This is a genomic window from Oryzomonas sagensis (assembly GCF_008802355.1).
Taxonomy (GTDB): Bacteria; Desulfobacterota; Desulfuromonadia; order Geobacterales; family Pseudopelobacteraceae; genus Oryzomonas; species Oryzomonas sagensis.
Map to the genome: position 1 here is coordinate 554,295 of NZ_VZRA01000003.1, position 14,340 is coordinate 568,634.

Here is a 14,340-nt window from a genome sequence, read left to right on the forward strand (position 1 = left end):
GCAACAAGCATGGAACAGATTTGCGTCTACAGCACTGTTGTGGTACACCTGATCACCTATGAAACGACTCAACACTCCGCAGCAACAGGCTGTCAACCACACCGAGGGCGCCCTGCTGATCCTGGCCGGGGCCGGTTCCGGAAAGACCCAGGTCATCACAAGCCGCATCGTTCACCTGCTCAAGGATAAGCGCATCCCCGCCGACAACATCCTGGCGGTGACCTTCACCAACAAGGCCGCCCGGGAGATGAAGGAGCGCGTCGGCGCCATGGCCGGCAGAATGGCGGACGGGATCATCATCTCTACCTTCCATTCCCTGGGGGTGCGCATCCTGCGCCGCGATATCCGGGCGCTGGGCTTCAAGCCCAACTTTTCGATCTACTCCACGTCGGACCAGGCCGGCGTACTGCGGCAGGCCATGCGGGAGCGGGACATCGACCCGAAGCAATGCGACCCGGACCTGATGCTCTGGAAGATCTCCGGCCTCAAAAACCGTCTCATCACCCCTGCCGAATTCAAACCGGCCCACGACGACAAGCTCGAACTGGCCACGGCCGCAGTCTACCCTCGCTACCAGGAACTGCTCAAGGGGTTCAACGCCATCGATTTCGACGACATTATCATGCTTTCGGTCAGGCTGCTGCAATCCAACGCCGCTATCCTGGGGCACTGGCAGGAGCGTTTCCGCTACATCATGGTGGATGAGTATCAGGATACCAACGCCTCACAGTACCTGCTGATCTCGCTTCTGGCTCAGAAACACGGCAACATCTGCGTGGTGGGGGACGACGACCAGTCCATCTACGGCTGGCGCGGGGCCGAGGTGCAGAACATCCTCAATTTCGGAGACGACTATCCGGGCTGCCGGGTGATCAAGCTGGAGCAGAACTACCGTTCCACCAGCTCGATCCTGGATGCGGCCAACAGCGTCATCAGGAACAACCCGGTCCGTACCGACAAGGCCCTCTGGACGGCCGGCGGCCAGGGGCGCGGGATCGACCTGATCGTTGCGGCCGACGAAGAGGAAGAGGCCGCCAGGGTGGCTGACAGCATGATGCTGGAGCAGTTCCGCGGCAAACTCCCGTGGTCCGATTTTGCCGTACTCTACCGATCCAACGCCCAGAGCCGGGCCTTCGAGGAAAAATTGCGCCTGGAGCGCATCCCCTATATCGTGGTGGGGGGACAGCAGTTCTACGAACGCAAGGAGGTCAAAGACGCCGTGGCCTACCTGCGGGTCATCGACAACCCGGGCGACGAGGCATCCCTGCTGCGCATCATCAACTTCCCCCGCCGGGGCATCGGCGACAACACCCTTTTGCACCTCAACCAGTGGTCCCTGGCGCACAACGTTCCCCTGTTCGAGGCCTTGGGCCGGGTGGCGGAGATCGCCGACATCTCGGAGTCGTCGAAAAAAGCGGTAGGGGCCTTCCACCGGATGATGACGGAGGTTATTGCCGGTTTCGGCCGCACCGACCTGGGGGCCCAGGTCAACGCCCTTTTCAACCGCCTGCGCATCGAGGACGAATTGTACCGCACCCTGAACGACGCTTCCCAGGCCCGCAAGCGGATCGAGAATATCGAACAGGTGGTCAACTCCCTGGCCATATTCGAGGCCCAAACCCCCAGGGCCACCCTGTCGGCGTTTCTCGAGAGGATCTCGCTGATGGACGAGGAAAAATCGGAGGACGACAAGGAGCACGGCCACGACGCCGTCACACTCATGTCGCTGCACTCCAGCAAAGGGCTGGAATTCAACCATGTTTACCTGGTGGGGTTGGAGGAGGAATTGCTCCCCCACAAGCGTTCCATTGAGGAGGACCCGGCCTGTGCCGAGGAACGGCGGCTGTGCTACGTGGGCATCACCCGCGCCCGCCAGCACCTGACCATCTCCCGCTGCCGGACCCGCAGGAAGTACGGCAGCATCGAAGAACGCAAGCCGAGCCGTTTTTTGGCAGAGATACCGGAGCACCTGCTGCTTGATGCGTCAACCGATGGCGGCGAGGCCGCGGAGGGGGAACCGGTGGATCTGGCGGCAGCCTTCTTTGCCCAGATGCTGGGGGAGTGACCTGAATCGGAGCGGCTTCTCACTCGCTCACAGGGGCACAGAGGACACCCAAAATCAAAGGCTTATAGCGGTAAAACAAAATCTTGTATTTTATTCTAAGTCGTTAGTCTTCCTGATTTTCTCTGTGCATCTGTGAGCTCTGTGAGAGATTGCCTTTACCCCGCCGTGATCACCAGGAACCGGTCATCGAAATAACGTTCCAGCAGCGGACGCACATCATGCCATGACAGCCCCCCTCCCCCGCAACCGGGTCGCGGCACCACGATCATCTTCCAACCAGCCGTATCGGCAAGCGCGGCCAATTCACGGGCGGACTGTTCGATCAACCCCAGGTCGGGGACGGCATAGGGCGACTGCTCCACCGGGAAACTCACCAAATTGCCGCCCAGGTGATGCACATGGTTGCCGTCCTCTGCGATGCAGGCGCCAAGCCTTCCGGGAAACCAGGGAAAGAGCCGCGCAGCCTGGGCAGCCACCCCTCGTCCCATGACAGCCTTGCCGTTTTTCGCCACCTCCCCGTTGGTAGTAATGGCAACAATGGCGGTTTTTTGATAATCCCAGATATTGCCGTGGATCTCACGCATCGGAGTTTACCTCGAAAAAAACCCGCGGCTGGTGACAGCGCGGGCTGTAGTAACGGTCAGTAGAGTTTGTGGATGAAGTTGGCGATTTCCTCACCCTCGTCCGTTGCCTGGATCGGCATGACCCCCCTGATGCGGCCCAATCCGCCCCCCTCGCCGCCGGAGCGGGTATCGCTGAAGGTTGCCAGTTCCTTGCCGGTTTTGGCGTCAACCAGACGGCCCGAGACCGAGATATTGGTCTTGCCGCTCTCCGGGGCCATCCATCCCAGGAAAAACTTGGCCGCACCGATGCCGCCGTTGAACTTGGTAAATTTACCCTCCACGATTATGGCCTTGCCCTTTGGCGTGCCGCCGGCAAGCACGTTTTTGAACTTCCCTTCCTTTTTCAGGTACTTGACAAGGCTTTCTTTCAGGTTCTTTACGAGGGTCGGCTTGATTTCCTCCACGATCTTCTTTTCCTCGTCGTCGAGATTGGCCAATTCAGCCCCCTCGGTGGCAAAGGCCTTGACGACTATCGTGTCGTAGGCGGACAGGCGCTCGCTGGTAAAAATAGATTCCTTGCCCAAAACATCGGGACTGGGCAGCGTATCCCTGGCAAACACCGTGAATGCGCCGCACAGCAAAAAAACGACAAGCAAAGAAACTTTTTTCATAATCCCCCCCATTTAATTGTTACAATTGACTATAGCAACACAGGTGTCATTGTCAATCATAAAGTTGCATTATTTCGAATAGTTACGAATTAGCCATCCCCAACTCCCATCCAGACGCACAAAAGGTGCCCCATGGCAAATACAAGGCTTGATACATCCGCATACATCGCCCGGCTCAGGGCGCTGGACAAGAACGCACTCCCGCCTGACGGCGGCCAGGGCTTCAATCGCCTGATTTTTGCCCGCAGCCCCTATCTGCTGCAGCACGCCGAAAACCCGGTGGCATGGTATGAATGGGGCGATGCAGCCTTTGAGAAGGCCCGTGGCGAAAACCGGCCGGTATTGCTCTCCATCGGCTACGCCACCTGCCACTGGTGCCATGTCATGGCCCATGAGTCCTTTGAGGACGAGCAGGTTGCCGCGCTGTTGAACAGCCACTTCGTCTGTATCAAGGTGGACCGGGAGGAGCGCCCGGATATCGACGATTTTTACATGGCCGTGTCCCAGGTGTTGACCGGCAGCGGCGGGTGGCCGCTGAACATCTTCATGACGCCGGACAAACGCCCCTTCATGGCCGTCACCTACCTGCCCCGACAGGGACGCGGGGGGCAGAGCGGCCTGATGGAGCTGCTCCCCAACATCGCAGCACTCTGGCGCCAGCGCCCCGACCTGATCGAAAAGAACTGCCGCGCCATCATGGATGCCATGGGTAATCATCCCCGCTCACAAGAGCGCAATATTACCCTTGATTTAAAGCATGTTACAGATACATCGTTAAACCAGTTGAGCAATATATACGACCCGCTGCACGGCGGATTCGGGACCGCTCCCAAGTTCCCTATGCCTATCAACCTGAGCTGGCTCACCGGGCAGGGAGCGGCGGGAAACCACCAGGCGCTGGGAATGGCGCTCCATACGCTGAAAAAGATGCGCAGGGGCGGGATATGGGACCAAGTGGGTGGCGGGCTGCACCGTTACGCCGTGGACCGGGAGTGGCTCGTGCCCCACTTCGAAAAAATGCTCTACGATCAGGCCATGGTCGGGCTGGCGGCACTGGAGGCGAACCAGGCGACGGGTGACGGTTTCTATCTCCACATGGCCGAAAACATCTTCGGCTTTGTCGTCCGCGAACTGACCTCGCCCGATGGGGCTTTCTATGCCGCCCTGGACGCCGATTCGGAAGGCATTGAAGGCAAATGCTACGTCTGGGATAAAAGAGAGATCGAAGAGTGCCTCGGCGATGAGGCTCCCCTGTTCTGCCGGTTTTATGATGTGACCGCCGAGGGCAATTTTGACGGGCACACCATCTTGCACACGCCGCTCGGCCTGGATGAATTTTGCACCGACGCAGCATTGGACCCGGCGGCAACCGGCCTGCGGCTGGAACACGGCCGGTTGCTGCTGTTGGAGCGGCGGAAGCGGCGCATCGCCCCCTTCAGGGACGAAAAGGTCATCACCGCCTGGAACGGCCTGATGATTGCCGCCCTGGCCCGTGGTGGAGCGGTGGCCGGAGCTCCCGCGTTCCTGGATGCGGCCAGCCGTGCCGCATCGTTCCTGCTGGAGAGATTGCGCCGCAGGGATGGGCGCCTCCTGCGCAGCTTTCTGGGGGAAGCGGCCGATGTCCCCGGTTTTCTGGAGGATTACGCCTTCCTGGCGTTCGGCCTGCTGGAACTGTTCGAAGCCACCCTGGACACGGCCTGGCTGGAGCGGGCGGTGAAGCTTGCCGACCAAATGCTGGAAATCTTCCTCGATCCCGACAGCGGCCGTTTTTTGAAAACCGGCCGTGATGCCGAGGCCATGCCCCTGGCGGCCTCCCTGGATCATGACGGTGTCGTGCCGTCAGCCTTCTCCCTGACCGCCCAGGTATTCATCCGCCTGGCCCGCGCCGCCGCAAGGCCCGACCTGCTGGATCACGCCCGCCGCCTGCTGGAAAGCTATGCCGCTGACGTGCAGCGCCAGCCCACGATCCACCTGGGAAGCCTGCACGCCATGGCCCTGCTGGAGGGTGAACCGTTCGAGGCCCGTTTCAGCGGACAGCGGGACCATCCCGCCATGCAGGGGTTGTTGCACGCCCTGAAGGCACGCTACTGCCCCAACCTTGTGCTGACCTTCGAAGCGAGCGACGACTCCCCCGCCCTCGCCATCTGCGCCCAGGGGACCTGCTACCCGGCGGTCCGCAAGGCAAGCGAATTGGAACCGATCCTGAAGCGGGTCGCCCCGCGCTTAACCGGTCAAACGTGATGGGCTAAGGATTATTTCCGCCGCAGCGCCCCGATCATCCCCGCATCGAGCACCACCGCCGCCGGGATGAAGGTATCCAGTTCATTGACCGCGTCCCCCAGCAGCCTGCGGGTAAGCTCCCGGAACAGGAGCAGTTCCTGGGCGAACAGATCCAGAAAGGGGTGGCGGAGATCCTCAAGCTGCGCAACATCGATGCCCGTGAAATTCAGGGTACACCATTCGTCCATCAGCGCCTCGCCCGAGGTGTCCAAAAGCGGGATGCCGTTCAAGCGGCAAGTCATGGGGCGGTGCTCGTAGACCAGGCAACTCCCGTCTTCAGCCAGGAGCAGGCACGGCGTTTCATCCTCTTCCGGCATCAGTTCCTCCCACTCCTCCTCCGGGATGCGGTTGAGAATCCACGGTTCGACAAAGGAGGGATTGCAGGCGGACAGCGAGGCCAGGCGTTCCGTCGCCTTCTGACGCAGGGAGCACTGCACGGCTTCCGGCAGTGCGTCGATACCGCTACGCAGATAGAGGGCGTCGAGCACCGTGATGTCGAACAGCCCCCGGCAACAGGCCGAACAGCCACGGTGGCACGCAATCTGGTCCCCATGGCGCTGGATGCAGCCGTCGAACCAGCGATCCACCTCCCGCAGCAGTGCTCCATAGCGTCCCAACAGTTCTTTCATGGTGCTGTACCTCCCGGAGCGGATAAACTCGCCAGCTTGTCGTTGTGGGAAAGAAGCCCGAAACCATATCCCCGCTCCTTGAGGATGGGTATCAAGTCCTTCAGTGCCGCCAGGGTCGCATCATGGCCGGAACCGTCATGGAAGAGCACAATGGCATGCTTGCGTTCATTTTTGGCCAGTTGCCCCAGCACCGCCTTCTCTATGAGGCGGCGGTTGTGGGCTCCCCGCTTGGTGGAATCATAACTGTCGATATCCCAGGTAAAGATCTGGGCACCTTCGGCGGCCACCCGGGACACCAGCTTTCTGCCCGAAGCGCCGTAGGGGATCCTCACCATGCGGCCATCGCCGCCCAGACGGTCGATCAGGGAGGCCGTCCGGCCGATCTCGCTGGTATTCCTGGCGAAGGAGGCCTTGAGCTTATGGAGATTATGGGAAAACGTATGGCTGGCAACCCGGTGCCCCATGGCGACCAGCGAGGTAACGGTCTTTTCATGCCCCTTGACATTGCAGCCGAGCACAAAAAACGTAGCCCGTATGCCTTGGGATTTCAGGTAGGTAGCAATCGGCAACGTCAGGCGCGAAGGGCCGTCGTCGAAGGTAAGGTAGATGATGCTGCGCCCCGGACCGGTTCGCGGGCGTGCCTGGGATGGGATCCCGGCCTTGGGCGCAACGTTGAGAGGGGGCACGGCGAATGGCTTGACGCCGGGGAACGATCCATCATGGGGGTGCGGGAGGGACGTGCGACCTGAATCCGCCCCTTGAACGGCCCGGTCCGGTTGCCCTGCCATTGCCGCCGGGGTTCTCCCGACAGGGTCGTCACGGCGCTGTTCGTCCGCTACGGCATCGCTCAAGGAAACGATCTCGTCGGCCACGGCCACGTCCGCTCCGCGCTGACCGCTGCCATCCGGGTCCACAGCCACGCCGGCCCCCTGACGCAGTTGAGCGGCAAGGAGGGCGCGGGACAACAGGCGGCTCTTCAGACCGGCAAGACGGTACAGGCTGTCGGCTTCCTCGATCATGCCGCTCTTGTAATACCGGTCGGCAAGTTCCAGGGTGCGACGCACCGTGTCGGTTTCTTCGGGCGCCGGAGAATCGGCGGCCGCGGCAAGGGCCGCGTTGAAGCTGGCATAGGCGTCGCTACGCCAGTGGGGGACCGTGGCGGCACAGCCGGAGAGCAACAGCAGGAGCGCCGCCAGACAGCATCTCAACACGAGCCGCATGGACAGTGGCGCTGTCACAAGCTACATATACACCATGACTTTGATGTTGATGGCGCCGCTGGCCGTGGTGAAGGGAATCGTCACGCCCTTGCACTGCACGTTGATACTGGTGCCCTCATTGGGGTCGGGCGGTTCGGAAATGGCGCGCAACTGGCCGGAAACCACCAGCGGCAGTCCCAGGGCCACGCTGCCGTACTGCTCGTGGTATTTTGTCTTGAACACACCGGCAATGTTGTTTGCCAGTTCGCCGACCGCATCGCGGATGCACTCGTCGTCGGCCTCGTCCACCATCAATAACTCCTTGGCGACGCACTGGGCCGTCTTCTTGTCGGTGGCAAAGATGATGTAGCCGACCCGGTCCCCGGCCACGCCCACGATGCCGGTCACATCCGAATCCACCGCACCCACCTTCTTTTCGACCTTGCCGGCCAGCAGGTCGATGTTCATGTAACTTTTGAAGGTATCCTGGGTGGCGGACATGATGGTGAACATAATCTCTTCAAAGGATATTCCGGACAAATCAGTTACCTCCAGCTTGTCGTAATGCGTTATTGACAGGTGCTACGCAGCATCTACTCCCACTCGATGGTTGCAGGCGGCTTCTGGCTGATGTCGTACACCACCCGGTTGACCCCTTTGACCTCGTTGATGATGCGTGAAGAAATGGTGCCCAGAAGCTCGTAGGGCAGTTTGACCCAATCGGCGGTCATGCCGTCCAGGGAATTGACCGCCCGGAGCGCCACGGTAAAATCATAGGTGCGGGCGTCGCCCATGACGCCCACCGTCCGCACCGGCAGGAGCACGGCGAAGGATTGCCAGATCTCCCGGTACAGACCGGCCTTGCGGATCTCTTCCAGCACGATGGCGTCCGCCTCGCGCAGGATTTCCAGCTTTTCCGCGGTCAACTCGCCGATGCAGCGGATGGCAAGCCCCGGACCGGGGAACGGTTGACGGTGGACCACCTCGTCCGGCATCCCCAACTCCTTGCCCAGCAGCCTGACCTCATCCTTGAAGAGTTCCCGCACCGGTTCCAGCAGCTTCAGGTTCATGCGTTCCGGCAGGCCGCCCACGTTGTGGTGGCTCTTGATGACCGCCGACGGCCCCTTGGTGGAGACCGACTCGATCACGTCCGGATAGAGCGTCCCCTGAGCCAGGTAATCCACCTGTCCCAGCTTGGCGGCCTTTTCCTCGAACAGGTAGATGAACTCGTTGCCGATGATCTTGCGTTTTTTCTCCGGATCGCTGACACCCGCCAGCTTTTCCAGAAAACGGGCCGACGCATCCACATAGTCCAGATTGATCTTGAAATGCTTGGTAAAGAGGTTGACGACCTTCTCGGCCTCCCCCTTGCGCAGCAGGCCATTGTTGACGAAGATGCAGTGGAGCTGGTCGCCGATGGCCTTGTGGATCAGTACCGCCACGACCGAGGAATCGACCCCGCCGGACAGGGCGCAGATCACCTTGCCCGTTCCGACCTTTTCCTTGATCGACGCGATCTCGGTCTCGATGAAGCCGGCCATGGTCCAGGTCGGTTTGCAGCCGCACACCGTGAAGATAAAGTTGCCCAGCATCTCGTCGCCGCGGGGCGTGTGCACCACCTCGGGATGGAACTGCACCCCGAAGAAGCGCCGCTGTCCGTCCTTCATGGCCGCGACCGGCGAATGATCGGTATGGGCGATGACGCCGAAGCCTTTGGGCATCTCCTCGATGCGGTCGCCGTGGGACATCCACACCTCTTCATGGCCGCTGAAGCCGCTGAAGAGATCGCCATTGTCGTCGATCTGCAATTGGGAGCGGCCGTATTCCCGTTTGTCGGAGCGTTCCACCCGGCCGCCCAACTGCTGGGTCATGAGTTGCATGCCGTAACAGATGCCCAGAACCGGGACCCCCAGTTCAAAGATCCGCTGATCGGAGAGCGGCGCATCGGCGTCATAGACGCTGCACGGCCCACCGGAGAGCACAATTCCCTGGGGATCGAACGACTTGATCTTTTCCAGGGACATATTGAAGGGATGGATCTCGCAGTAGACGCTCTGCTCGCGGATGCGGCGGGCGATGAGTTGAGTCACCTGGGAACCGAAGTCAAGAATCAGGATTTTCTGGCTATGGATATCGGTGGTCATGCGTTGATCCTACCTATATTCTGCAAACCTTGCCACAGAGACACAGAGGCTCAGAGGAATCACGGAGATTGAACCAGGGAGTGTTGCGTCTGACTCTCTGGGCTCTGTGGCGGATTGCGTTTAATAATGTCTGCGGTTTATCCCTAATTGCCGACCCGGTAATTCGGGGCCTCTTTCGTAATCGTCACGTCATGCACATGGGATTCCTTGAGACCCGCGCCGGTGATGCGGATGAAGCGGCTCCGCTCCTGCATATCCGGGATCGAGCCGCAGCCGGTATAGCCCATACCCGACCGCAGGCCGCCCATCAACTGGTGGATATTGGCCGAAAGCGGTCCGCGCAGCGGCACCATCCCCTCGATCCCCTCCGGCACCAGTTTGACATCCTCGCCCACGTCCGATTGGAAATAGCGGTCCTTGCTGCCGTCCTTCATGGCCCCGATGGAGCCCATGCCGCGATAGCTCTTGTAGGTTCTCCCCTGGTAGAGGATCGTATCGCCCGGCGACTCCTCGGTCCCGGCAAAGAGCGAACCGATCATGATGCTGTCGGCGCCCGCCGAAATCGCCTTGGGCAGATCGCCGGAATACTTGATGCCGCCATCGGCAATGACCGGCACGCCGTGTTTGTGGGCAACCCGCGAACACTCGTGAATGGCGGTGATCTGCGGCACGCCCACGCCGGCCACCATGCGCGTGGTACAGATGGAGCCGGGGCCAATCCCGACCTTGATGCCGTCGGCGCCCGCCTTGATCAACGCCTCGGCCGCCTCGGCCGTGGCGATGTTGCCGGCAATGATCTCGACACCGGGGAAGGTCGATTTGGCCCGGATCACGGCGTCGATTACCCCCTGGGAGTGGCCATGGGCGGTATCTATGACAATAACGTCGACCCCGGCCCTGATCAGGGCCTCCATCCGGGCCTCCATCTCGGCCGTGATGCCGACCGCCGCGCCGACCCGCAGGCGGCCCAGGCTGTCCTTGCAAGCGTTGGGGTATTTCTTGACCTTCTCGATATCCTTGATGGTGATCAACCCTTTGAGATTGTGATCATCGTCAACCACCAGCAGCTTTTCGACCCTGGTATGCTTGAGGTGTTCCTTGGCTTGTTCAAGGGTGGTGCCCACCGGCACGGTCACCAGATTGCGCTTGGTCATGCGGGCCGAGATCAAGAGGTCGTAATCGGTTTCGAAACGCAGGTCCCGGTTGGTGAGAATCCCCACCAGCTTGCCGTTCGGCTTGGTGATCGGCACGCCGGAGATGCGGTAGCGCGACATGATGTCCAGCGCTTCGCTGATCTTCTGGTTGGGCCGCATGGTAATCGGGTCAACGATCATCCCCGATTCGCTTTTCTTGACCTTGTCGACTTCCTGGGCCTGGGCCTCGATGCTGAGATTCTTGTGAACGATGCCGAGACCGCCTTCACGAGCCATACAGATGGCGGTGCGGGCTTCGGTAACCGTATCCATGGCGGCGCTGACCAGCGGTATGTTCAGGGGGATGTTGCGGGACAGGCGGGTGGAGAGGTTGACATCGCGGGGCAAAACAAGAGAGTGGGCAGGCACAAGGAGGACATCGTCAAAGGTAAGACCTTCCGTTAACTTGTCGTAGGGCATATACAAAACTCCTCGCTTGATTAATTTTATTGAAGTTAGTACAGGGGAACGGGCATGTCAAGGTAAAAGGAGAAGGAAAAGGTATACTGAAAATGGGAACGTCCATTGTTCTGCCAATTTATCCCCGCATGTGCGGGGAGCAGGGGTGATGCAGGGGCGCGGCAGGCGGCGCCCCTGCATCGATATTCTCAATTACGCGGCGGGTCCGCTTCAGCGCGGGATGAACTCCTCCCGGGACGCAATCCTTTCCAACGCCGCCACGATGAGCTTGGCGGCATCCTCAAGATCCCCCAGGGAAACGGTTTCCACCGGCGTGTGCATGTAACGGAGCGGGATCTTGACCAGGGCCGTGGCCACACCGTTGCGGGAGATCTGCATGACGTTGGCGTCGGTGCCAGTGGCCCGGGGATTGGCGGTGTGCTGTACGTCGATCTTTTCCTTGTCGGCCGCTGCGGAGAGCAGGTCGAAGAGATGGGGGTTGATATTGGCCCCGCGGGTCAGGATCGGCCCTTTGCCCAAGGCTACCTCGCCGTTGTGCTTCTTTTCCACATCCGGCTGATCGGTGGCAAAATCCACCTCGACACAGATACCTACGTCCGGGTTGACGGCATAGCAACTGGTGGTGCCGCCCCGCAGGCCGATTTCCTCCTGGACGGATGAAACGCCGTAGAGATCCACGGCCAGTTTTTTCTTGCCGGCCGCCACCAGACGCAGCACCTCGGCCACCACGAAGCAGCCCGCCTTGTCGTCGAAGCCGCGCGACGACACCCGGTCCCCCGCCAAACGGGTGAAGGCGCTCTCGAACGTGACCGCATCGCCGACCCTCACCAGCTTCTGGGCCTCCTTCTTATCCTTGGCGCCGATATCGATGTACTGGGACTCCAGCTTGACCACGGTCTCCCGGTCCTTGGCGTCCATCAGATGGATCGGTTTCTTGCCGATCACGCCCGCCAGAGGGCCGCCAGCAGTATGGACATTGACCCGCTTGCCGGCCGTCAAGTGGGCATCCACCCCGCCCACGGCAGCGAAGTAGAGGAACCCTTTGTCGTCGATGTACTTGACCTGCAGGCCGATCTCGTCGGTATGCCCCACGATCATGACCCGCGGCAGGTCCTTACCCTTGCCGGAGATGCGGGCAAAGACATTGCCCATCACGTCGGTGGTCAACTCGTCGCAGTAGGGGGCGACATAGTCGCGAAAGACCCGCTGGGCCGGCTGTTCGTAGCCGGAAGGACTCGGGGCGTCGAGAAGTTTTTCCAGAAATGCCAGTGATTCTTTACGCATGACTTACACCTCGCTGATGTTGTAATTCAAATCTGTTACAATATTGCCTTTAAAGCATTGCCCAAAGTATTCAACCGTAACTTCTTCCAGCAAAAGCGAATCATCAGGGACAACCCTGACAGGGATGCCGGATGGCCGCAGGCGCATCAAGTTGCGCCGTTTTTGGCCGATCACGTCCGAGACCCGCGCAGGATGGCAGGTCACACTGAAAGGCGCATCGTCGGGCACAGCCGCTGCGATCTGCCGCACCAGATCAAAATACAACTCCGAACGCACCAACTGACCGAGCGCCGGGTGCCAGCAACCGGCCAGCACCGTTGCGCTGTTCAACCCATCGCCGGCCTGGAGGCCGATGCGGATGACATCAATCCCATCCCGCATGGCGCGATGCAGAAGCTGCTTGCAGAGCGCAATGCCCTGTTCCAAATCCAGGGGGTGGTATTCGCCCGTTTGATAACTCCGGGCCAACGGTGTCCCCGCCAGCACCACTACCGGGTAGAACCGCACAAAATCCGCCCCGGCTGCGATTACCCGCTCCAGCGACCTGAACGCAGCGGCGGGAGTATCGCCCGGAAGGCCGGGCATCAACTGGGCCCCGGCAACCAGGCCCTGTTCCCTGAGGCAGCGCAGAGCAGCCTCGGATGCGGCCGCGTCATGCCCCCGGCCGCTCAGCGCCAGGACGCCGTCATCCATGGACTGCACGCCGATCTCGACGACAGTGACACCTTGGCCGGCCAGGCGGCGCGCCGTAGCGCCATCCAGACAGTCCGGCCGGGTGGAGACCCTGACCGACCGCACAACGCCGTTTTCCAGAAAGGACTGAACAGGGGCCAGCAACTCATCCTGCACCTGTTCCGGCAGGGCGGAAAAACTGCCGCCGAAAAAGGCCACCTCCAGGGGGCGCCCGGCGGCGGAACGCTGCCAGGAACCGATGGTGGTGCTAATCTGCTGCCGGCTCGGCAGAGTGCCGCAGGAGCCGGAAATGACGCGCTGGTCACAGAATACACACGCGTGGGGGCACCCCTGGTGACTGATGAAGAAGGGAACCGTGACCGCTCTCACGTCAGCGTTCCCGATTGGATGAAAGCCGTTCCAACGCCTGTGCAGCCGCGGCCTGCTGGGCTGTTTTTTTCGACCGGCCCTCGCCCTCCCCCATCACGTCCCCCCCCACCAGCAACTGAAAATGGAACAGCCGGTCGTGGGGAGGGCCGGACTCTGCGCTCAGCCGGTATTCCGGCGGCGGCAGGCTTCTGGCCGAGAGCAGTTCCTGTAACTCGCTCTTGGCATCCCGCCCGACCTCCCGGCTGTCGGGGGCGGCAAGCAGGTTGCTGAACAGGCGCGACACCAGGGCACGGGCGGCTTCCAATCCCCCATCCTGATAGACTGCGGCGATCAGGGCCTCAAGGACATCCGACAGGATCGAGTCCTTGCTGCGGCCCGAGGTTTGCTCCTCGCCCCGCCCGAGACGAATAAAACCGCCAAGTTCAAGGGAACGGGCCAGGTTTGCCAGAGTCCCCTGCCCTGCCAGATGGGCCCGAGAACGGGAGAGGTCCCCTTCATGCCAGCCGGGGAAACGGGAATAGAGCATCTCGGCCAGCACCATGCCCAACACGGCATCGCCGAGGAATTCCAGGCGCTGATAATCGTCACCGCCCGCCTCATTGCACTCATGCTGCCAGGAAGGATGGGTCAGGGCGCGGCACGCCAGGCTGCGGTCCTTGAAAAGGTATGCAAGCCGTTCTTCCAAACGGGTGTAATCTATCGTCACTTCACTGCTCTCCTAACAGAGGAACTATAGTCATGCGACCCGAGTTTGGCAATAGAAAGCTATGTTATCAGACATGCGCAGTTATGCACCTATGAACAGAAATTCAGTTGCGAATTCGCGACAA

At 60.8% G+C, this 14,340-nt stretch carries 12 protein-coding genes; 2 read left to right on the top strand and 10 right to left on the bottom strand.

What is annotated here, in order from left to right:
* The first annotated feature begins 58 nt into the window (after positions 1 to 58).
* Positions 59 to 2,065 carry an ATP-dependent helicase gene (locus F6V30_RS13340; protein WP_151157429.1) on the top strand — a complete coding sequence of 669 codons (2,007 nt, stop codon included), beginning with the start codon at positions 59 to 61 and terminating at the stop codon, positions 2,063 to 2,065.
* A gap of 155 nt (positions 2,066 to 2,220) precedes the next feature.
* Here F6V30_RS13340 and F6V30_RS13345 read toward each other — a convergent pair whose 3' ends face one another.
* A complete protein-coding gene (locus F6V30_RS13345) occupies positions 2,221 to 2,649 on the bottom strand; it encodes a macro domain-containing protein (RefSeq protein WP_151157430.1) in 429 nt (142 codons plus the stop codon).
* A gap of 56 nt (positions 2,650 to 2,705) precedes the next feature.
* Positions 2,706 to 3,299 carry a DUF4410 domain-containing protein gene (locus tag F6V30_RS13350; protein ID WP_191965692.1) on the bottom strand — a complete coding sequence of 198 codons (594 nt, stop codon included), beginning with the start codon at positions 3,297 to 3,299 and terminating at the stop codon, positions 2,706 to 2,708.
* Positions 3,300 to 3,431: 132 nt separating this feature from the next.
* Here F6V30_RS13350 and F6V30_RS13355 point away from each other — a divergent pair, with 132 nt between their 5' ends.
* Entirely contained in the window at positions 3,432 to 5,540 is a 2,109-nt protein-coding gene (locus F6V30_RS13355; RefSeq protein ID WP_151157432.1) for a thioredoxin domain-containing protein, read from the top strand.
* An 11-nt stretch (positions 5,541 to 5,551) separates the two neighbouring features.
* Here the strand turns inward: F6V30_RS13355 and F6V30_RS13360 are convergent, their stop codons facing one another.
* The 8 genes from F6V30_RS13360 to rnc all read right to left on the bottom strand — a co-directional run bounded on the left by F6V30_RS13360 (position 5,552) and on the right by rnc (position 14,216).
* The gene (locus F6V30_RS13360) at positions 5,552 to 6,208 is read right to left on the bottom strand and encodes a YkgJ family cysteine cluster protein (protein WP_151157433.1); all 657 of its coding nucleotides are present in this window, start codon (positions 6,206 to 6,208) and stop codon (positions 5,552 to 5,554) included.
* Complete coding sequence (locus tag F6V30_RS13365; RefSeq protein ID WP_151157434.1) at positions 6,205 to 7,446, bottom strand: polysaccharide deacetylase family protein; 1,242 nt, start codon at positions 7,444 to 7,446, stop codon at positions 6,205 to 6,207. The genes F6V30_RS13360 and F6V30_RS13365 overlap by 4 nt, the downstream gene beginning before the upstream one ends.
* Positions 7,447 to 7,449: 3 nt before the next feature.
* Complete coding sequence (locus tag F6V30_RS13370; protein WP_151157435.1) at positions 7,450 to 7,947, bottom strand: chemotaxis protein CheX; 498 nt, start codon at positions 7,945 to 7,947, stop codon at positions 7,450 to 7,452.
* Positions 7,948 to 8,000: 53 nt separating this feature from the next.
* Positions 8,001 to 9,551, bottom strand: a complete 1,551-nt coding sequence (guaA, locus tag F6V30_RS13375) for a glutamine-hydrolyzing GMP synthase (protein ID WP_151157436.1) — start codon at positions 9,549 to 9,551, stop codon at positions 8,001 to 8,003.
* 143 nt (positions 9,552 to 9,694) lie between these two features.
* Positions 9,695 to 11,164, bottom strand: coding sequence for an IMP dehydrogenase (gene guaB / locus F6V30_RS13380; protein ID WP_151157437.1), 1,470 nt, complete (start codon positions 11,162 to 11,164; stop codon positions 9,695 to 9,697).
* A 210-nt stretch (positions 11,165 to 11,374) separates the two neighbouring features.
* Positions 11,375 to 12,448 (bottom strand): M42 family metallopeptidase, encoded by a 1,074-nt coding sequence (locus F6V30_RS13385; RefSeq protein ID WP_151157438.1) that lies wholly within the window; start codon positions 12,446 to 12,448, stop codon positions 11,375 to 11,377.
* 3 nt (positions 12,449 to 12,451) lie between these two features.
* The gene (locus tag F6V30_RS13390) at positions 12,452 to 13,510 is read right to left on the bottom strand and encodes an elongator complex protein 3 (RefSeq protein ID WP_151157439.1); all 1,059 of its coding nucleotides are present in this window, start codon (positions 13,508 to 13,510) and stop codon (positions 12,452 to 12,454) included.
* Position 13,511: 1 nt separating this feature from the next.
* On the bottom strand, positions 13,512 to 14,216 hold the full coding sequence (gene rnc / locus F6V30_RS13395) for a ribonuclease III (RefSeq protein ID WP_151157440.1): 705 nt from the start codon (positions 14,214 to 14,216) through the stop codon (positions 13,512 to 13,514).
* Between the last annotated feature and the right edge of the window lie 124 nt (positions 14,217 to 14,340).